Below are 14,858 nucleotides of genomic sequence, written 5' to 3'. Positions count from 1 at the left end.
CAGAGCCTCCAATGCTCAAGCCGCTCTGATGTTCCATTTTATATGACGACGGACAGGCTTACCGGGCGCGATGTAGTGCCAGCCAACTCCGGTATCTTGGCACCATCTCAGCACGGCATGAGACGTCATTTCCGTTCCGTTATCAGAGACGATCATATCGGGCTGGCCACGCCGGTGGATCAGGTCGCCCAATTCACGCGTCAGCCTCGCGCCAGACAAAGAACGATCCACGACCGTTGCCAGTGCCTCACGGGTGCAGTCATCTACAATGCACAACACGCGGAAGCGCTGCCCATCTTCGAAGGCGTCAGACACAAAATCCAACGACCAACGCTGATTGGCGCGATCCGGCACCAGAATGGGCCGTCGCGTGCCCAAAGCCCGCTTGCGTGACCGCCTACGGCGCACAGCGCATCCACCAATGCCACGATTTTAGTCGTTAATCCGCCACGCGAGCGCCCGATGGCCTGATGTTTAGTCCCCCTTTTGCGCCGGTTGCTTTTTGGTGGACCTGAACGATGGTTCCATCGATAAGCGCGTATTCGAGGTCGACGTCGTCGCTCATAGCTTTGAAAAGACTCTCGAATCCTCCGGCCCTGGCCCTCCGGCGAAACCGCCGGAACTGGCTGTTCCAGTGACCAAAGGCAGGCGGCAGGTCGCGCCACGGCGACCCGGTGCGCACCCGCCAGAAGACCGCTTCCAGAAACATGCGATTGTCCTTTGCTGTGACTCCGGCATCACTGACCTTACCCGGAAGATGCGGTTCCAGCCGCTGCCACAAGATGTCCGACACCACAAACCGCTGCTCGTTCATTCAAACCTCCATTTTGGAAGTTTGAATCAGAAATCACGCCAAATGGGAATCCTGAATGTCCACAGACCCTAGACTACTTAAATATATTACCCCTTTTTTTGGCGATTGCATATTAAACCAACCCTTAGTGTGAGGGCGGGCTGGGGCGCCACTTCTCCCGCAACCGTTCGGCAACCAATCCCAATCATACGATTAGCTCGGACGCTGCACAGAGACATCGAAGCCGTTTGAAATGCAATAGAACCACCAGGGAACACTGGCCAAGATGAAGGCCAGATCAACCGTCTGAAAGCCCTCAAGCGCGCGATGTACATAAGAGTCTGGCCGGAATTACTCAGCGCCCGAATGCTGGCCTTCCGCCACACAGAATAAGGTAGAACCAATTTAAGTGCAACGTGACATGTCTCTTATTCAAATTCTCAAATCTGTCCAAAGGACGCTGACGTGAAACGTGACGTTAGTTCACGAATTGTGTTTCTCTTGTATAATGCCATGTCCGAGCTTGACATCGATACGCGCAATATGGTTCTCCAACCAGTCGTCAACACGAGCCAGTAGCACTGAAGCCTTATGTCTGTTAAAACCCTCCTGCTCGTAGCTAGCAACCTGGTTAGCGACAAATTTTGAAAACACCTCGTGCTCTTTCTTGTTTTGGCCCGCGCAAGGGCACATATGAGCAAACATGCATTCTTCTTCATACCCGAAGTGTATCTCAATGAAGGTCTGTAAGAATTCAAGGAAGCTCGAGTACGATCTAATGCCTGCGCCTGCCTCCAAGACTTCACGAAACACCTCAGTGTGCTTGAAAAGCAACTTGTGCTGCAAATCAATTTGCACGTTTCCCGTAGAAAATTCGTCTCTCCAAGGCATTTGACACAACTCCGCAGTGCTACCTAATTTCTGGCACGAGTCGCAACCTACCAGACATTCCCCAAGTGGATTTCCAATTAATGTCAACGTCACCTGATTTTTCTGGAAGATCAAGTGTTTTACTCTCCTCAAACGAGGGATCATTCGAGACTGTGAAGCCCTTGGTGACATGCAGCTGACGGTCTTGCCACCGTTCAGTATCCACGCGCCGGAGCAAACCTTCCGACCTCGAGTCGGCCCCGCTTCCGCGCGAAGAATCATGCAATATGATACCAGCAACGCCTGCGAGCCCGGCGACCTTGCCTTCATTGAAGCCTTCAATGGCAGGTTCAGGGCTGAATGTCTGAATGCGCACTGGTTCTTGACGCTTGCAGATGAGGCCGAAAAATTGGAGGCTTGGCGTAAACATCCGCCGAGGACCGCGGTCAGGCGGCTTTGACGTTGGGTTTGGAACGGTTCCAGTGCCACGGCAGCAACTCGTGCAGGCGTGAGAGCGGAGATGCGGCCACCCTCAAGGAACCGGAGCAAGTTCGGCCAGTGGTTAGGCGTCACTAGATTGTCGATTGCCTTGGCGACCTCCGCGTGCTTCGACAGTAGTGCCCGTTCTCTGTGCAGCCAGCGTTCCGGCATTGCCAAGTTGGCAAACAACCCCTGGTCCTGCAGAGCATCAAGATTATCCGCTCCTATGGCGAGCGGCTCTTTATCATTTCGCAGTCGATCCCCGGTCTTGAGGGCATCTACGAAGAAACCGACCGCCGCGCGCTGCAGGCCGGTGCTGGTGTGCAGATTTACATGCTCCCGCAGGATGACCGCACCGCCGACGTGCTGTCCGCAGCCCTCGGCAAGCGCACGATCCTGGGCAAGACCAGATCACAGGCAACTGTGCGCAAGCTCTCGGAAAGCGCAAATATCAGCCGTCGCTTGGAAGAACGGGCGCTGGTATCGCCCGCTGAATTGCTGCGCTTCCCGCTCTACAAGATCCTTGTTCTGCCCGAGGGGCAATATCCTATCAAGGCGGATCACATCCGTTACTATGCGGACCGGCATTTTGCGGAGATCAACAAAGCACGGCAGGGGCATGCCTTGCCCTATCCGCCTGCTGCAGCACCAATTTCGAACAGGCCGAAGAACATTACTCTCGAGCAACCAGAGTCCGCAGCGCCGACGGCGAACTCCATGGGCAGTAAGGAATTCGAGACTGCGGTCCAGACCTATACAGAAGCACAACAGGGACACGCAAAGGCCGCGAGGGCACAGCCAAGAAGAACTCCACCAGGCGCCCGGAAGTCCATCCGACTTGGTGGAGACTAAGTTGCTGTGAATCTTTGAAGATCAGGGCTGACGATTTTCTAGGTGCCCCGTGAGCGACGCGTGTGTTCTTTTAATACCGACGGCTTGGTGCTCCGAGCGGGCTACAAAGAAGCGATCACTTAAGAGTTCCGAATAGCCTGTCTTGCGTTCTGGAAATCCGCGGAAGAACGATATCCTTGGTGGTGCCTAGAACGCCGATATATCTTCGGCTCAGTCCAATTGCATCTTCCGCTGTAAACATGCGCTTTTGGGATAGAGCGGAAACATTCAATTGCAGTTCAGCACAATCGATCAGCTTATTTCTGGCTATAAATGCTGCAAAACTGTCCCGGATGCGCGCCTGCAGCAAATTCGGAACAATTTGATTCCGAATTACTACCAAACAGATGAATTTTCCGTATCCGACATAAGAGAGTGTCGTGCCCCGCAATGGAAGTGTTTTACCCAGAATTCGGCTCACAGAATGAATAATCGATAGAAATTCGTTCTGATCGAGCCGCGCGGCAAGATTTTTTATGCCGTTTATTTCGATCGAGAGCAACGTCATGGGATAAATGCCCTCACCCAATCGCAGCAACCTGTTCTCCAATTGAAAATAGTCTCGCATAGAAGGAACCTGGGAGAAGGTTGCTCGCATTGCTAGGCTAAATTCGCTGCCGTCAGGCGAAGTTTTCAGCAATGTTCGCAATGCGCTTCTGCTTTCAGCTTCACTTCTCAACATTTCGACAAGTAACATCGCGACCTGAATTCGGATGCGCAGCTCCATGATTTCAATCGGTTTAGCCAGATAATCAGTAGCGCCAGCCTCGAAAGCATCCTGCATATGTGTTCTGGCGTCGGCTGACGTGATCATGATGATCGGGGCCGCGCGGTATTCGGGCAATTCACGGATTTCAGAACATAACTGAATGCCATCCATCTCTGGCATTTTTATATCCAGCAAGAAGCAATCGAAAGGATCAGGATCAGACGCAATAATTCGAAGAGCTTCCGCACCTGACCCCGCGGAGGTGATATCGATAAAACCGATTTCTTTCAGGTTTTCGATCAGGAACTCTGTAAATAACTTCTCGTCATCCACTACCATGATTTTCATCAACGTATCCTCAGGTCAGTTTTGTTCATGCCGCCTAGCCCAGCGACCCTAGGAAACGGACGGGAGCACTTTATGACAACTTTGAGCGGATATTGTGGCAATTCATTTCAACGAGCGTTGATGCCAGTAGGGTCCGCTCATCGCGCGGTCCGGTGTAATTGTTAGTGCATCATGGGCCTGGTGTCGCGTAGCTGTCACGTTGCTCTTAAATCTGAGACGCGAGTGAGTGGGCAAAACTTGGGGGTCAGGCTGCGTCCCTGTGGTATGCGCTGGTCAGCCTCACATCGAGGACGGCAGCCCACACGATGGCAACGCGATGGGCACCTTTAGGTGACCATCTCATGCGTCGGCGTTTTCCCATCCGTGTGTTGCCGATGTCGTCCACGCAGCTTTCTGCGCGGGACGAGGAAATCGGAAGACCATTGCGGTACCGCCAACCATAATCGGTGAGGCTATCCATATTGTTGGGATTGCCAAGTTGTTCGCGGTGTCTGTTTCGTTTAGGCGGTTCGTATGAAAACACCACCGACCATGCCGCGCCTGAAGGGCTTTCGTTTCCCTCGTGAAATCATCTCATACGCCGTTTGGGCGTACCATCGCTTCGCCCTGAGCACGGCGGATGTTGAGGATCTACTCGCTGAACGCGGTGTGATCGTGAGCCGCGAAGCGATCCGCCTTTGGGTCAATCGCTTCGGACGGCATTTCGCTGGTTGCGTCAAACGAGGCCGACCCGCTGCCGCTGACAAGTGGCATCTCGACGAAGTCGTCGTCCCGATCCAAGGTATGAAACATTGGCTGTGGCTGGCGGTGGATACGAATGGTGACGTGCTCGACATCCTTGTCCAACCACGTCGAAATGCCAAGGCGGCGAAGCGGTTCTTAACGCGCCTGATCACCCGTTTCGGCCAGCCGCGTGTTATTGTTACGGACAAATTGCGCAGCTACATCAAGCCGATCCGCGATCTGGCGCCGAGAGCTGACCACCGCGCGCACAAGGGTTTGAACAATCGGATCGAAGGGTCACATAGGCCGACCCGAAAGCGAGAAAAGTTGATGGGCCGGTTCAAATCGCCACGGCAGGCTCAGAGATTTCTCACCGCTCATGACCAGATCAACACGCTCTTCCGCCCTCGCAGATATCGCCTGCCCGCAAATGCATACCGCCACGCCAGATCTGATGCCTTCGATAAATGGAACAGCTATGCATTCGAAATGACGGCCTGAAAATGGCCGCCTGGGCTATCGTTCGTAACAATGCGTACAACTTGGCAATCCCGGTGCCAGTCCTGCTCCGGGCAGTTCGCGCATTTCGTTCGGACCGCGCGTGCAAACCCAACAAGATGATCCTGGCACCGCTTTGGAGTAAAACTTTTTCATCCTATTGATTTTGGCGTGAATGTTATTTATCCTAGAGGTAGGCTTTGGAGATTTCAAGAATGACACCCACAGGATTTGTTACCGGCTTGGCGCAAGTCATGGCGGTTGGACGCACCGAGATAGCGACCGTAGATCGTGCGCTCGCCAAGGACGGGCGGCGCAAACTGTCACGCGGCCGATCTCGTCCGGATGTGAAGTTGCATGAGGGCGTTCAGGTCGTTTGCGCTTGGGCCGGTGCGAAAAAGCTGACGGAGGCGGCTGCTGAATTGGCGCGCTTGGAACAATTTCGCGCAGAGACAATTCCGGCTGATGAGTACGAGTTGCTCAAGAACAAGGCTAAGACTTTTGCCGACCTTATGGGTGGGGAGGACGCTCAACTCTTCGGCATGCCATTTTTAGACGTTGTTTGTTGGACAGCAAAACAACTGCACAGCGGAGCATTTCCAGCAGACAATCTCTGGGTCTCAATTGAAAAGGGCGGCGTTCCAGAGATTTCTTGTGCTTGGGAGTTTTCAACGAAGTCTCAACGATTTCAGGATCTCGGCAAGTTGGAGTTTAGTCGGAAGCACACTCCGAAAAACGTCAAGACGACCGTTGGAATTCGCGGAACTGTCCTCAGGTGGATATACGATGTCACGGAGGGTGCGTGATGCCGCAGCCATTTTTACCAAAGGCAGATGACGTTGCCAGCATAGCAAGGACGCTCCGGGCTGAAGCTTCAATTTTGATCCGCGAGGCTATGGTTCGCATCTCTTGCGAGGAAGGGGCGACCGATGGGTAGTGCAAATCTCAACATCAGCGTCGTTGAAAAGCGGATGCTCAAACAAACTGAGGCAGCGGACTACACCGGTCTGCCTCTGAAGTATTTCAAGTTAACTTGCCCGGTTCAGCCAGTCGAGATGCGTCCCGGCACGATCCTTTGGGACAAACGCGACTTGGACGCGTGGATTGACTCAATGAAGGAAGGTGCTGAGATGGCAACGCAATCTGCCATTCTGCACAAATTGTAATGACGTTGATCAGGGTAAAAGGCTTCAAGATATTCAATGACCGGCACGGGAAGCCGCGCTGCTACCATCGCGTGACAGGTCACAGGATCGATCTTCAAACGACGCCGCTGGGATCGGCTGGGTTTTTTGTGGAATGTGCTCGCATCGCGGCCATTGCCGAAGCGAGGAAGGCTCAAGCCCCCAAACCGGGAACGCTTGGCGGGCTGGTCAATGCCTATTTTCAGACTGAACACTTTGGAAATCTGGCAGACGCCACCAAGCGCGATTATCGCAAGTGTGCCGACTTCCTAAATCCAATTCTCGACACTCCCGTTTCCGCGATCACGACGCCCCTCGTGTCCGGCATTCATGACAAGGCGGCGGGCAAAATCGGCTGGCGGCGGGCAAACATGCTACGCACCTTTCTGAGCCAAGTTTTCCGCTACGCCATTCCAAAAGGTCTGATCGACCGAGACTATGCAGCGGGCGTCATTCCCAAGCCAAGGCCGAAGGATCGGCCTTATGCTAACCGGCCCTGGACTGTTGAGGAATGCACCGTTGTGCTGGATCGGTCCGCGCCTCACGTCCGAGTAGCGCTCGCGCTGATTATGAACACCGGCCTTGATCCTTCAGACGCGCTCAAGCTGACCCGTCACCAGATCGACGGCAACACGATCTGGGGCGTCCGAGGCAAGACCGGACACGAGGTTGCAATTCCTATAGGCCCGACACTGGAAAAGGCTCTGGATGCCGCACCGGCCCATGACGCGGTAACGATCCTTGCCACGTCAGCCGGGAAGCCTTGGACTTACAACGGCTTTTCGACAGTCTGGCACCGCTTCAAGAAAAAGCTGGAAGCCGAGGAAGCCGTACAACCCGGTCTGACCCTCAAAGGGCTGCGGCATACTGTGGCCACGACGCTACGCGAGGCGGGGCTTGAGGAACGCCAAATTGCGGACCTGCTTGGGCAGAAAACCCCGTCGATGGCCCGCCATTATTCCCGGTCTGCCAACCTTGCGGAGCGCAACCGGATCACGATGGAAACACTGGAAAAGGAGAACGAACGCCGATCAAAAGTTGTCAAACCTTTCAAGAAAACTGTCAAACCCTGAAAGATTCCAAAATGAATCTCATTTAATATCAATTGTTTAAATGGTGCCCGGGGGCGGAATCGAACCACCGACACGAGGATTTTCAATCCACTGCTCTACCCCTGAGCTACCCGGGCATGGGGAACGCATCAGCGTTCGGGTGATGGCCTTCTAGGCGAGGCAAAGCGGGGTGTCCAGAGGCTTTGATAAAAAATCAATGTGGTTTCTGAGGTTCTTGCGAGATCGCCTCGATTGCCTCTTCAATATCCTCGGGATCGGTCGAGGGAACGGCGTAATCGCCGGAGAACCATTTGCCAAGATCGACATCTGCGCAGCGCTTGGAACAGAAGGGACGATAATGCGGATCAGTCGCTTTCTTGCAGATCGGACAGGCCATCACAGCACCTCGGAAAGCGGCAGGCGGTCGCGTTTGCGCTGAAGTTCGTAGTGGCCCAGGGGGGTCCAGCCGACAAGCGTGGTTTCCACCGAATCCTGACGGAATGCGGCGCGCAGTGAGGTCTCGAACTGGCGACGGTCCTTTTTCGGCATCGGCGCAAGATCAAGCGTGATCTGCCCGCCCAGACCGCGAAGCCGCAATTGGCGCGGCAGGTCGCGGGCGGTGGCTAGATTTGCCTTCAGCCCTGCGGCCAGGCTGGCATCGCCGCCGGTATTGACGTCCACCGCGATCAGGGCGCGCGTCGGTTCGATGAAACAGGATGCACCGCCCGCAAGCGGCGCCTGCGGGTCACTCAACGCCTCGATCTGGTCCAGTACGCCATGCTCTGCAAAACAGCCCTCGGCAGTCACCACCTCGGCGGCTTCGGTCCAGTCGCGCCAGGCAAGGACATGCGGCCCATCGCCCTCGGTCAGCTTTTCGGCACCCTCGCCGGTGGCATCGGCCAGAATCGCCGAGGCTAGATCAAGCATCGCGCGAATATCCTCGGCAATCTCATCGGCCTCTGCCCCCGCGCAGGACGAGCGCAGGATAAGCCCCATATCGCTGTCGCTCATCTCGCCATGGGCGATTTCCAGAAGGGAATCGCGGATATCCTCATCCTTGATCGCGCGCGAGATGTTAAGACCGGGCGCCGAGGGAGTGATGATCGCATAGCGGCTCTTGCACAGGATTTTCGATGTCACCGGCAGGGCCTTGCCCGGCTCGGCATAGCCTGTGACCTGCACCAGGATCGGCTGACCGGGCGCGAGACCCTTGATCTGGCGCAGAAAGGCCGAGCCGTCGGGCGTGCGCAGGAACATGCCGCCCTGCCCTTTCACCGGCCGGTCGGCAATCGCGCGATAAATCGCGCCGGGGCGCGGATGCTCCGAATCAATCAACAGGTCACTCAGGCGGCCATCCACCATCAAGGCTGCGGCCTCGAACCCGTTGACGTGATCAAGCGCGATGGTGCGGCCCTTCATGGCAGATCCTTATAAAGCGGATAGCCGGCCGCGCGCAGCAAACCGGCAGTTTCACAAATCGGCAGACCGACAACGGCGCTGAAAGAGCCCTGAATCCAAGGGATTAGCGCCCCTGCCGGGCCTTGAATGGCATAGCCGCCCGCCTTGCCCTGCCAGTCATTGGTCGCAAGATAGGCGTTCAGCTCTTCATCCGAAAGCTGTTTGAATTTCACGGTCGTGACCACGTCGCGTTCCCAGAGCCGGTCACCGCGACGCAGCGCGACGGCGGTGATTACCCGGTGACGGCGCCCCGAAAGCGCCAACAGGAACTCTGCCGCCTCGCCCGCAGTGGCCGGTTTGCCGAGGATGCGGCGACCTAGCGCGACGGTGGTATCGGCGGCCAGCACGATATCGTCCTTTTCCGCCACAACAGCCAATGCCTTTTCCCGCGCCAGACGTATGCAATACGGGCGCGGCAATTCTGATTTGCGAGGGGTCTCGTCGATGTCCGGCGGGCGGATATCATCCGCCACAACCCCGATCTGCGCCAACAGATCCCGGCGGCGAGGGCTACCCGATCCGAGGATCAAACGCATGCAATATCAATCGCTTACTTGAAGCGATAGTTGATCCGACCCTTGGTCAGATCATAGGGTGTCATTTCCACCTGAACCTTGTCGCCAGCCAGAACGCGGATGCGGTTCTTGCGCATCTTGCCTGCCGTATGTGCGATAATCGTATGGCCGTTTTCCAGCTCGACCAGAAATGTCGCATTTGGCAGGAGTTCCTTAACGACACCGGGAAATTCGAGCAGTTCTTCCTTGGCCATGGTATCTCCAAAATTTTCATCCGCCCATTCGCGGACAGACGCCTAAATGGCGCTATTCCCGGTTTTTTTCAAGGCTATAATCACGATATTCGCTGATATGTGGCCGCTGCGTCGCGGCCCGCCTGCTCGGACCAGTGTTTGCGGTTCAAAACCACGCCGTCGGCGCGCACATGGGCAATGCGGCCAGGATCGACCTCGGCGAGGGTCCAGCCGGGGATGTTAAGGCTGCCCTCGGCAATCACGCCGTTCGGCGGAAAGCCGGTATCGGGGGGGCCGAAAATACCGCCCATCCCGGTATTTTCATCCACCGCAGGCGACCACCCCGCATCGCCAACGTTTGACGCCATGACCGTGACGCATTGGTTTTCAAGAGCGCGCGCCATCGCCCCGATCCGCACCCGCCAATACCCTGCCAGTGCCTCTGTGCAGGACGGCACAAGAAGTAGGTCAACATCGCTCAACCCTCTGCCCAGCAACGGAAATTCAGAGTCGTAACAAATCAGGATGCCGATCTTGCCAAGGCTGGTCTCGAAAACCTGCAACGGCCCACCGGGGACAACGCCCCAGGTTTCGCGCTCGAAGCGTGTCATGATCTGCTTGTCCTGCGCACCGCGCCCGCCGTTGGGCGAAAACAGCCGCGCGCGATTGACCGGGCGCGGCCCCAATGCCGGATCAAACACCGGCGCCGAAGCCGCCAGGATGTGCAGACCATAGCGCGTCGCAAGATCGGCATGCAGATCATCGACATCCACAATCAAACCCGACACCGCGTGCAAGGATCGCTCAAGGTCGCCCGCAACCTCTGGCCCGGCCAGCATCGCAAGCTCCATCGCGCCATATTCGGGAAAAACCGCCAGATCGGCGCCCTGCCCGGCCGCATCCGCCACCCATCGGGTGATCTTGGCGGCGTAATCGGCCCAGGTGGTCAAGGGATCAAGCGGATAGGCGGCTGTGGCGATTTTCATGTGGATATCCGGAGCAAAGACAGGTGTATTCCCCGGCTCCATACAGGTATCGCCAAATACAGTCGAGCCACTCAGCCGGCCTCGGCCTCTGAATAAAGATCCTCGGCCTCTGAATAAAGATATTGTCTGACGCGCCGATAGCCATATCCGATCTGCACCCGCTGAACATAGCCAACCGCCGCGATATCGCCCTGATCAATCGCCTGCTTAAGCTCGCCCAACTCCTGCACCAGCGAGGCCGCCACCTCGGGACCGGCAAGCGTGGCCACACGGTACCAGGTGCTGGCGGCCTGATAATAGGCCTGACGCCAGAAGGTGCGCAAAAGGCTGTTGCCGATCAGATCGGCAATCAGCTTTTGCAGCCGATCGTTCAGTTCCACATAGGTGCGCGCGTCAAAATCGGCCTCAAGGTCGACCGCCGCCCCAAGCAATTCGGCAATCCGCGCCCGGTCCTGATCGCTCACCTCGCGCGGGGACATGGTGCCGATCATCGTCGCCAACTCGAGCCGCATTTCATAGACATGCCCTATCTGCTTGCGCGACAGGGTGACCACCACGGTGCCCACGCCATTGCGGGTCCTGACCAGCCCGAGATGCTTGATCCGGCTGATCGCATCGCGCACCGGTGTGCGGCTGACGCCGAATTCTTCGGCGAGCTCGGCCTCTTTCAACTGGCATCCCGGCGGATAGTCGAGAAAGCAAATCCGGCGGATAATCTCTGACTGGATGGCCTCAACAGTGGTTTTGCCGCTTTCGGATCGCGTCGTCATTTCCCCGCCCCCCTGAAAATCGCATGCCATTGATCCATATCCGGCGATCCGGTCCGTGGCTCCGGCTTCTTGCCATGCTGTATACACTTCATGGCTATACGTCCAAAAACAGCGCATTTATTCCGTATTGACGCGCAACATGTACACAGCATACCAAAATACTGCAAGCGCGGACGATTCGAATCCAACCGCCACCAACAGGAGTTCCGTGATGCTTGAAGAAGCCAAAATCCGCACCCAGGCCCTTCAGGCCCGCATGAAGGATGAAGGCATCCAAAAGGCGGTCTTCACCGATGAAAGCTCGATTGCCTATCTGGCAGGATTCTGGGGCTATCTCGGGATCGAATTCGGTCGCCCCACCATGCTTGTGGTCGATGCCGACGACGCCCCGGTGGTGATTACCCCTTTGATGGAATCGGAAATGGTCGCCGCGATGACCTGGGTCGAGGATGTCCGCACCTGGGAGGATATGGGCCAACGCACCTGGGGGCGCGCCCTTGCCGGGGCACTGGGCGACAATCCAGCCGCAATTCATATCGAGCGCAACACCATCCCGGCAATCGTGCGTAACCATCTCGACGATACCTATCCCGGCGTACCGCTGAAAGACATCTCGCCCGTCCTTGGCGCGATGCGCACGGTCAAATCCCCGTTTGAGATTGGCGTAATGAAAGAGGCCGGACAAATCGCCGGGGCAATGATGGCGGCCGCCCACAACAGCCTGCGCGAAGGCGCGCCGGAATACGAATCCGCCATTGCCGTGATCGAGGCCGGATCGCGCAAGGCCGCCACCTTCCTGACCGCAAAGGGATGGGAGCGATTTGTCTCGCCGATGATCCACAACCTGCAAATCCTGCAAAGCGGCGCCGATGCCTCGATGGTGCACCGCCGTGCAAGCGTCAAAGCCTACGCAAAATTCGACCCGGTGTATTTCTGCTTTTGCAACATGGCTCAGTTCAAGCAATACAAGCTTGGCTTTGACCGGATGTTCCATATCGGCGAGGTGAAAGACAAGGACCGCGCGGTACAGCAAGCGGCGATTGACGCCCAGCAGGCCGCGATTACCGCGATCCGCCCCGGTGTCATAGCCGAAGACGTGGCGGCCGCCGCCAATGCCGTCTATCGTGAGCGCGGCTTTGAAACCGGCTATCGCACCGGGCGTTCTATCGGAGTGGCCTATCTTGAGGCGCCGGAATTGAAGGCCGGCGACAAGACCGTTCTGCGTGCGGGAATGACATTCGCGGTCGATGGCGGCATCTCGGTCGATGGCGTCACCGCCGGGCGAATTGGCGATTCAATCGTCGTGACAGACACCGGGTTCGAGTATATCACCCAGTACCCGCGTGAAATCCTGCTGAGCAAGGCCTGAGAGATGAATGATGCCACCACGATTGTTGCCGTCGCCCAATGCGCGGGTGACCTTGACGGGCCCAAGGCGCGGCTGGGCTGGCTGTCGGACCGCCTGAAGGCGCGGGGCGGCACACCGCTTGACCTGATCATTCTGCCCGAGCTGTTTCAATCCGGCTATAACATCGGCGATCAACTCGGCCTGCGTGCCGAGGCCCCGGATGGCCCCTTTGCCCAGGCCATCGCGGATTTGGCAAAGACCCACAACACCGCCATTCTCTATGGCTACCCGGAACGTCAGGGCGATCGGCTTTTCAACGCCGCGCAATGCATAGACCGCACCGGCCAAAGCATCGGCCATCATCGCAAGCTCTTGCTGCCGCCGGGATTTGAGGGCGACCATTTCAGCGCCGGGGCACGCTGTGACCTGTTCCGCCTTGGCGACCTGAGTGTTGCCATTCTGATCTGTTACGATGTCGAATTCCCCGAAAACCTGCGCCATGTGGCGCTTGCCGGGGCGGATATCGTCGCGGTGCCGACCGCGCTTGGCACAGGCTGGGGCGTGGTTGCCGAGCGCCTTGTGCCGACCCGCGCCTTTGAGAACGGCGTATACCTTTGCTATGCCAATTATTGCAGTGCCGAGAACGGATTGGACTATTTCGGCGGAAGCTGCATCGTTGCCCCCGATGGCAAGGACCTTGCCCGCGCCGCAGGGGAGCCGGTGCTGATCGAGGCGGTGCTTGCCAAATCCGCCGTCAGGGCCGCACAGGCCCGCCTGCCCTATCACACCGACCGGCTTGGCCTGCCGTGGGTCGGCTAAGACCGTAAAACCGGCCTAACCGCCACAGATCGCCTGAAGGCGCAACCAGTTCTGATCACTCAGGATTTGCGGCGGCGGCGCCCCGGCAAAGGGGTCAGCCTCTATCAGGGGCAAGACAGTTTCACCCGTAATATCAATCGCATAGGCATAAGGCGTGGCGCGCACGCCCCAGTCCCGAAAACCGATGAGAAGGGTCTCGGGGTCAAGCGTGTCGGGCGGATCGGTCAACAGCGCCTCGGCATGTGCGCGCAGCACCTCATCCGGAAGCGCCCCGGTCGCCAGAAGGCGCAGGCTTGCCGAAACGCCGCCCTGTCTTAAAAGCCGATCCAGCGGATCGCGGGATGCCGCGCGCAGATAGGCGGCGACGATATGACCGGCGACAACATCGGCGTCTTCGTAATCCTCGACCAGCGCCGCATTGATCAGCACCGTCCCCCCCGGCAGGCGCAACGCACCTGTAACGCCGCCGCGCACCACCATGAAATGCGCTGCGCTGCCCTGTGACGCAGGCAGGCGCAAGGCCAGGTCAGCAAGCGCCGCCGCCCCGCCGGGGCCGCGACAGGCCGGGCCGGTGACCTTTTGCAGATGCTCCAGAAGCGCCTGGCCGATCTCGGCGCGCTTGACGGCGGGCACCACCACCAGCGCATGCTTGCGCGCCGCCCCCGGCAACCAGAACACCGCCAGCGCCAGCACGGCCGCAACGCTGACCAGAACACCGAAAAACCGAAGCCGCCCCGGACGCGGACGCTGGCGGGAAATCGCCGCGCGCAGCTTGTCGATCGCCTCGATCATCTGGGTCTCGTTTTCGGGCACCTCAAGGGTTTCGCCGGGATCGCCATCGGGGTGGTAAATCGCCGGATGCACACCCGGATTGGTGCGCGCGATGGCCGCCAGCGACCAATGCGCCAACACGCGTTCACGGCTGTCGGTGATGGTCAGCGTCGCCTCGCCCACCGAGACGATCACGTCCCGGCGTTGCTGATCCGGGTCTGCACGCCACAGGCCCGCAGCCTCTAGTCGCTCAAATTCCCTGAGAACGGTCATTCCGCCTGCCTGTTCTGCCTGTTTTCATTGCACAGATCGTAGCACGCAGGCCGGGGAGGCGGCAAATGGGTTTGCGGGCCAAATGCCACCTCTGCTGGTATTTTTTATCCCCAAACCCGTGGGCATCAGGGCAATGG

The 14,858-nt window shown here is 57.7% G+C and carries 16 protein-coding genes, 1 tRNA gene and 5 pseudogenes; 9 read left to right on the top strand and 13 right to left on the bottom strand.

Annotated elements, in window-relative coordinates:
* Positions 1 to 48 precede the first annotated feature (48 nt).
* Together QZ522_RS12450 and QZ522_RS12445 are read right to left on the bottom strand one after the other, a co-directional pair.
* Positions 49 to 408 (bottom strand): annotated as a pseudogene (locus tag QZ522_RS12450) (DDE-type integrase/transposase/recombinase); the annotation flags it as partial.
* Positions 396 to 814, bottom strand: a pseudogene (locus QZ522_RS12445) (IS5 family transposase); the annotation flags it as partial. The pseudogenes QZ522_RS12445 and QZ522_RS12450, both read right to left, overlap by 13 nt.
* A 171-nt stretch (positions 815 to 985) precedes the next feature.
* Here QZ522_RS12445 and QZ522_RS12440 point away from each other — a divergent pair.
* Positions 986 to 1,186: pseudogene (locus QZ522_RS12440) on the top strand (ISL3 family transposase); the annotation flags it as partial.
* A gap of 90 nt (positions 1,187 to 1,276) precedes the next feature.
* Here QZ522_RS12440 and QZ522_RS12435 read toward each other — a convergent pair.
* Positions 1,277 to 1,684 (bottom strand): hemerythrin domain-containing protein, encoded by a 408-nt coding sequence (locus QZ522_RS12435; RefSeq protein ID WP_294611905.1) that lies wholly within the window; start codon positions 1,682 to 1,684, stop codon positions 1,277 to 1,279.
* Positions 1,685 to 1,970: 286 nt separating this feature from the next.
* Here QZ522_RS12435 and QZ522_RS12430 point away from each other — a divergent pair.
* Both QZ522_RS12430 and QZ522_RS12425 read left to right on the top strand, forming a co-directional pair.
* Positions 1,971 to 2,093, top strand: a pseudogene (locus QZ522_RS12430) (integrase core domain-containing protein); the annotation flags it as partial.
* A gap of 200 nt (positions 2,094 to 2,293) precedes the next feature.
* Positions 2,294 to 2,995 (top strand): type IV secretory system conjugative DNA transfer family protein, encoded by a 702-nt coding sequence (locus tag QZ522_RS12425; protein WP_294611903.1) that lies wholly within the window; start codon positions 2,294 to 2,296, stop codon positions 2,993 to 2,995.
* A 115-nt stretch (positions 2,996 to 3,110) separates the two neighbouring features.
* On the opposite strand, the gene QZ522_RS12420 is transcribed toward QZ522_RS12425, so the two are convergent.
* Both QZ522_RS12420 and QZ522_RS12415 read right to left on the bottom strand, forming a co-directional pair.
* Positions 3,111 to 4,091 (bottom strand): response regulator, encoded by a 981-nt coding sequence (locus tag QZ522_RS12420; protein WP_294611902.1) that lies wholly within the window; start codon positions 4,089 to 4,091, stop codon positions 3,111 to 3,113.
* 244 nt (positions 4,092 to 4,335) lie between these two features.
* Positions 4,336 to 4,557 (bottom strand): annotated as a pseudogene (locus QZ522_RS12415) (ISKra4 family transposase); the annotation flags it as partial.
* A gap of 47 nt (positions 4,558 to 4,604) precedes the next feature.
* On the opposite strand from QZ522_RS12415, the gene QZ522_RS12410 reads away from it, so the two are divergent.
* From QZ522_RS12410 to QZ522_RS12395, 4 genes are all read left to right on the top strand, one after another.
* Positions 4,605 to 5,315 carry an IS6 family transposase gene (locus QZ522_RS12410; protein WP_294611901.1) on the top strand — a complete coding sequence of 237 codons (711 nt, stop codon included), beginning with the start codon at positions 4,605 to 4,607 and terminating at the stop codon, positions 5,313 to 5,315.
* Between the two features lie 212 nt (positions 5,316 to 5,527).
* Positions 5,528 to 6,118, top strand: a complete 591-nt coding sequence (locus tag QZ522_RS12405; protein WP_294611900.1) for a hypothetical protein — start codon at positions 5,528 to 5,530, stop codon at positions 6,116 to 6,118.
* Positions 6,119 to 6,241: 123 nt separating this feature from the next.
* A complete protein-coding gene (locus QZ522_RS12400) occupies positions 6,242 to 6,478 on the top strand; it encodes a hypothetical protein (RefSeq protein WP_294611898.1) in 237 nt (78 codons plus the stop codon).
* Positions 6,478 to 7,569, top strand: coding sequence for a tyrosine-type recombinase/integrase (locus QZ522_RS12395; RefSeq protein WP_294611896.1), 1,092 nt, complete (start codon positions 6,478 to 6,480; stop codon positions 7,567 to 7,569). The genes QZ522_RS12400 and QZ522_RS12395 overlap by 1 nt, the downstream gene beginning before the upstream one ends.
* A gap of 41 nt (positions 7,570 to 7,610) precedes the next feature.
* On the opposite strand, the gene QZ522_RS12390 is transcribed toward QZ522_RS12395, so the two are convergent.
* The 7 genes from QZ522_RS12390 to QZ522_RS12360 all read right to left on the bottom strand — a co-directional run bounded on the left by QZ522_RS12390 (position 7,611) and on the right by QZ522_RS12360 (position 11,510).
* A tRNA-Phe gene (locus tag QZ522_RS12390) sits at positions 7,611 to 7,685 on the bottom strand.
* A 77-nt stretch (positions 7,686 to 7,762) separates the two neighbouring features.
* Positions 7,763 to 7,945, bottom strand: coding sequence for a DNA gyrase inhibitor YacG (gene yacG / locus QZ522_RS12385; RefSeq protein WP_294611894.1), 183 nt, complete (start codon positions 7,943 to 7,945; stop codon positions 7,763 to 7,765).
* On the bottom strand, positions 7,945 to 8,967 hold the full coding sequence (locus QZ522_RS12380; protein WP_294611892.1) for a ribonuclease E/G: 1,023 nt from the start codon (positions 8,965 to 8,967) through the stop codon (positions 7,945 to 7,947). Before QZ522_RS12380 ends, yacG begins: the two co-directional genes overlap by 1 nt.
* Complete coding sequence (locus tag QZ522_RS12375; protein WP_294611890.1) at positions 8,964 to 9,542, bottom strand: nucleoside triphosphate pyrophosphatase; 579 nt, start codon at positions 9,540 to 9,542, stop codon at positions 8,964 to 8,966. Before QZ522_RS12375 ends, QZ522_RS12380 begins: the two co-directional genes overlap by 4 nt.
* A 14-nt stretch (positions 9,543 to 9,556) precedes the next feature.
* Positions 9,557 to 9,775: a translation initiation factor IF-1 gene (infA, locus tag QZ522_RS12370; RefSeq protein ID WP_008186030.1), complete on the bottom strand. Its 219-nt coding sequence runs from the start codon at positions 9,773 to 9,775 to the stop codon at positions 9,557 to 9,559.
* Positions 9,776 to 9,855: 80 nt separating this feature from the next.
* Positions 9,856 to 10,740: a carbon-nitrogen hydrolase family protein gene (locus tag QZ522_RS12365; protein WP_294611833.1), complete on the bottom strand. Its 885-nt coding sequence runs from the start codon at positions 10,738 to 10,740 to the stop codon at positions 9,856 to 9,858.
* A 71-nt stretch (positions 10,741 to 10,811) separates the two neighbouring features.
* Entirely contained in the window at positions 10,812 to 11,510 is a 699-nt protein-coding gene (locus QZ522_RS12360; protein WP_294611830.1) for a GntR family transcriptional regulator, read from the bottom strand.
* Positions 11,511 to 11,721: 211 nt separating this feature from the next.
* On the opposite strand from QZ522_RS12360, the gene QZ522_RS12355 reads away from it, so the two are divergent.
* Entirely contained in the window at positions 11,722 to 12,879 is a 1,158-nt protein-coding gene (locus tag QZ522_RS12355) for a Xaa-Pro peptidase family protein (protein WP_294611827.1), read from the top strand.
* 3 nt (positions 12,880 to 12,882) lie between these two features.
* Complete coding sequence (locus QZ522_RS12350) at positions 12,883 to 13,677, top strand: carbon-nitrogen hydrolase family protein (RefSeq protein ID WP_294611824.1); 795 nt, start codon at positions 12,883 to 12,885, stop codon at positions 13,675 to 13,677.
* Positions 13,678 to 13,692: 15 nt separating this feature from the next.
* Here QZ522_RS12350 and QZ522_RS12345 read toward each other — a convergent pair whose 3' ends face one another.
* Positions 13,693 to 14,721, bottom strand: coding sequence for a hypothetical protein (locus QZ522_RS12345; protein ID WP_294611821.1), 1,029 nt, complete (start codon positions 14,719 to 14,721; stop codon positions 13,693 to 13,695).
* Positions 14,722 to 14,858 lie beyond the last annotated feature (137 nt).

The sequence above is a fragment of the uncultured Roseovarius sp. genome (assembly GCF_913054395.1).
Classification (GTDB): Bacteria; Pseudomonadota; Alphaproteobacteria; order Rhodobacterales; family Rhodobacteraceae; genus Roseovarius.
The sequence above is the reverse complement of the archived record's forward strand: the minus strand, read 5'-3'. Positions and strand labels throughout refer to the sequence as shown.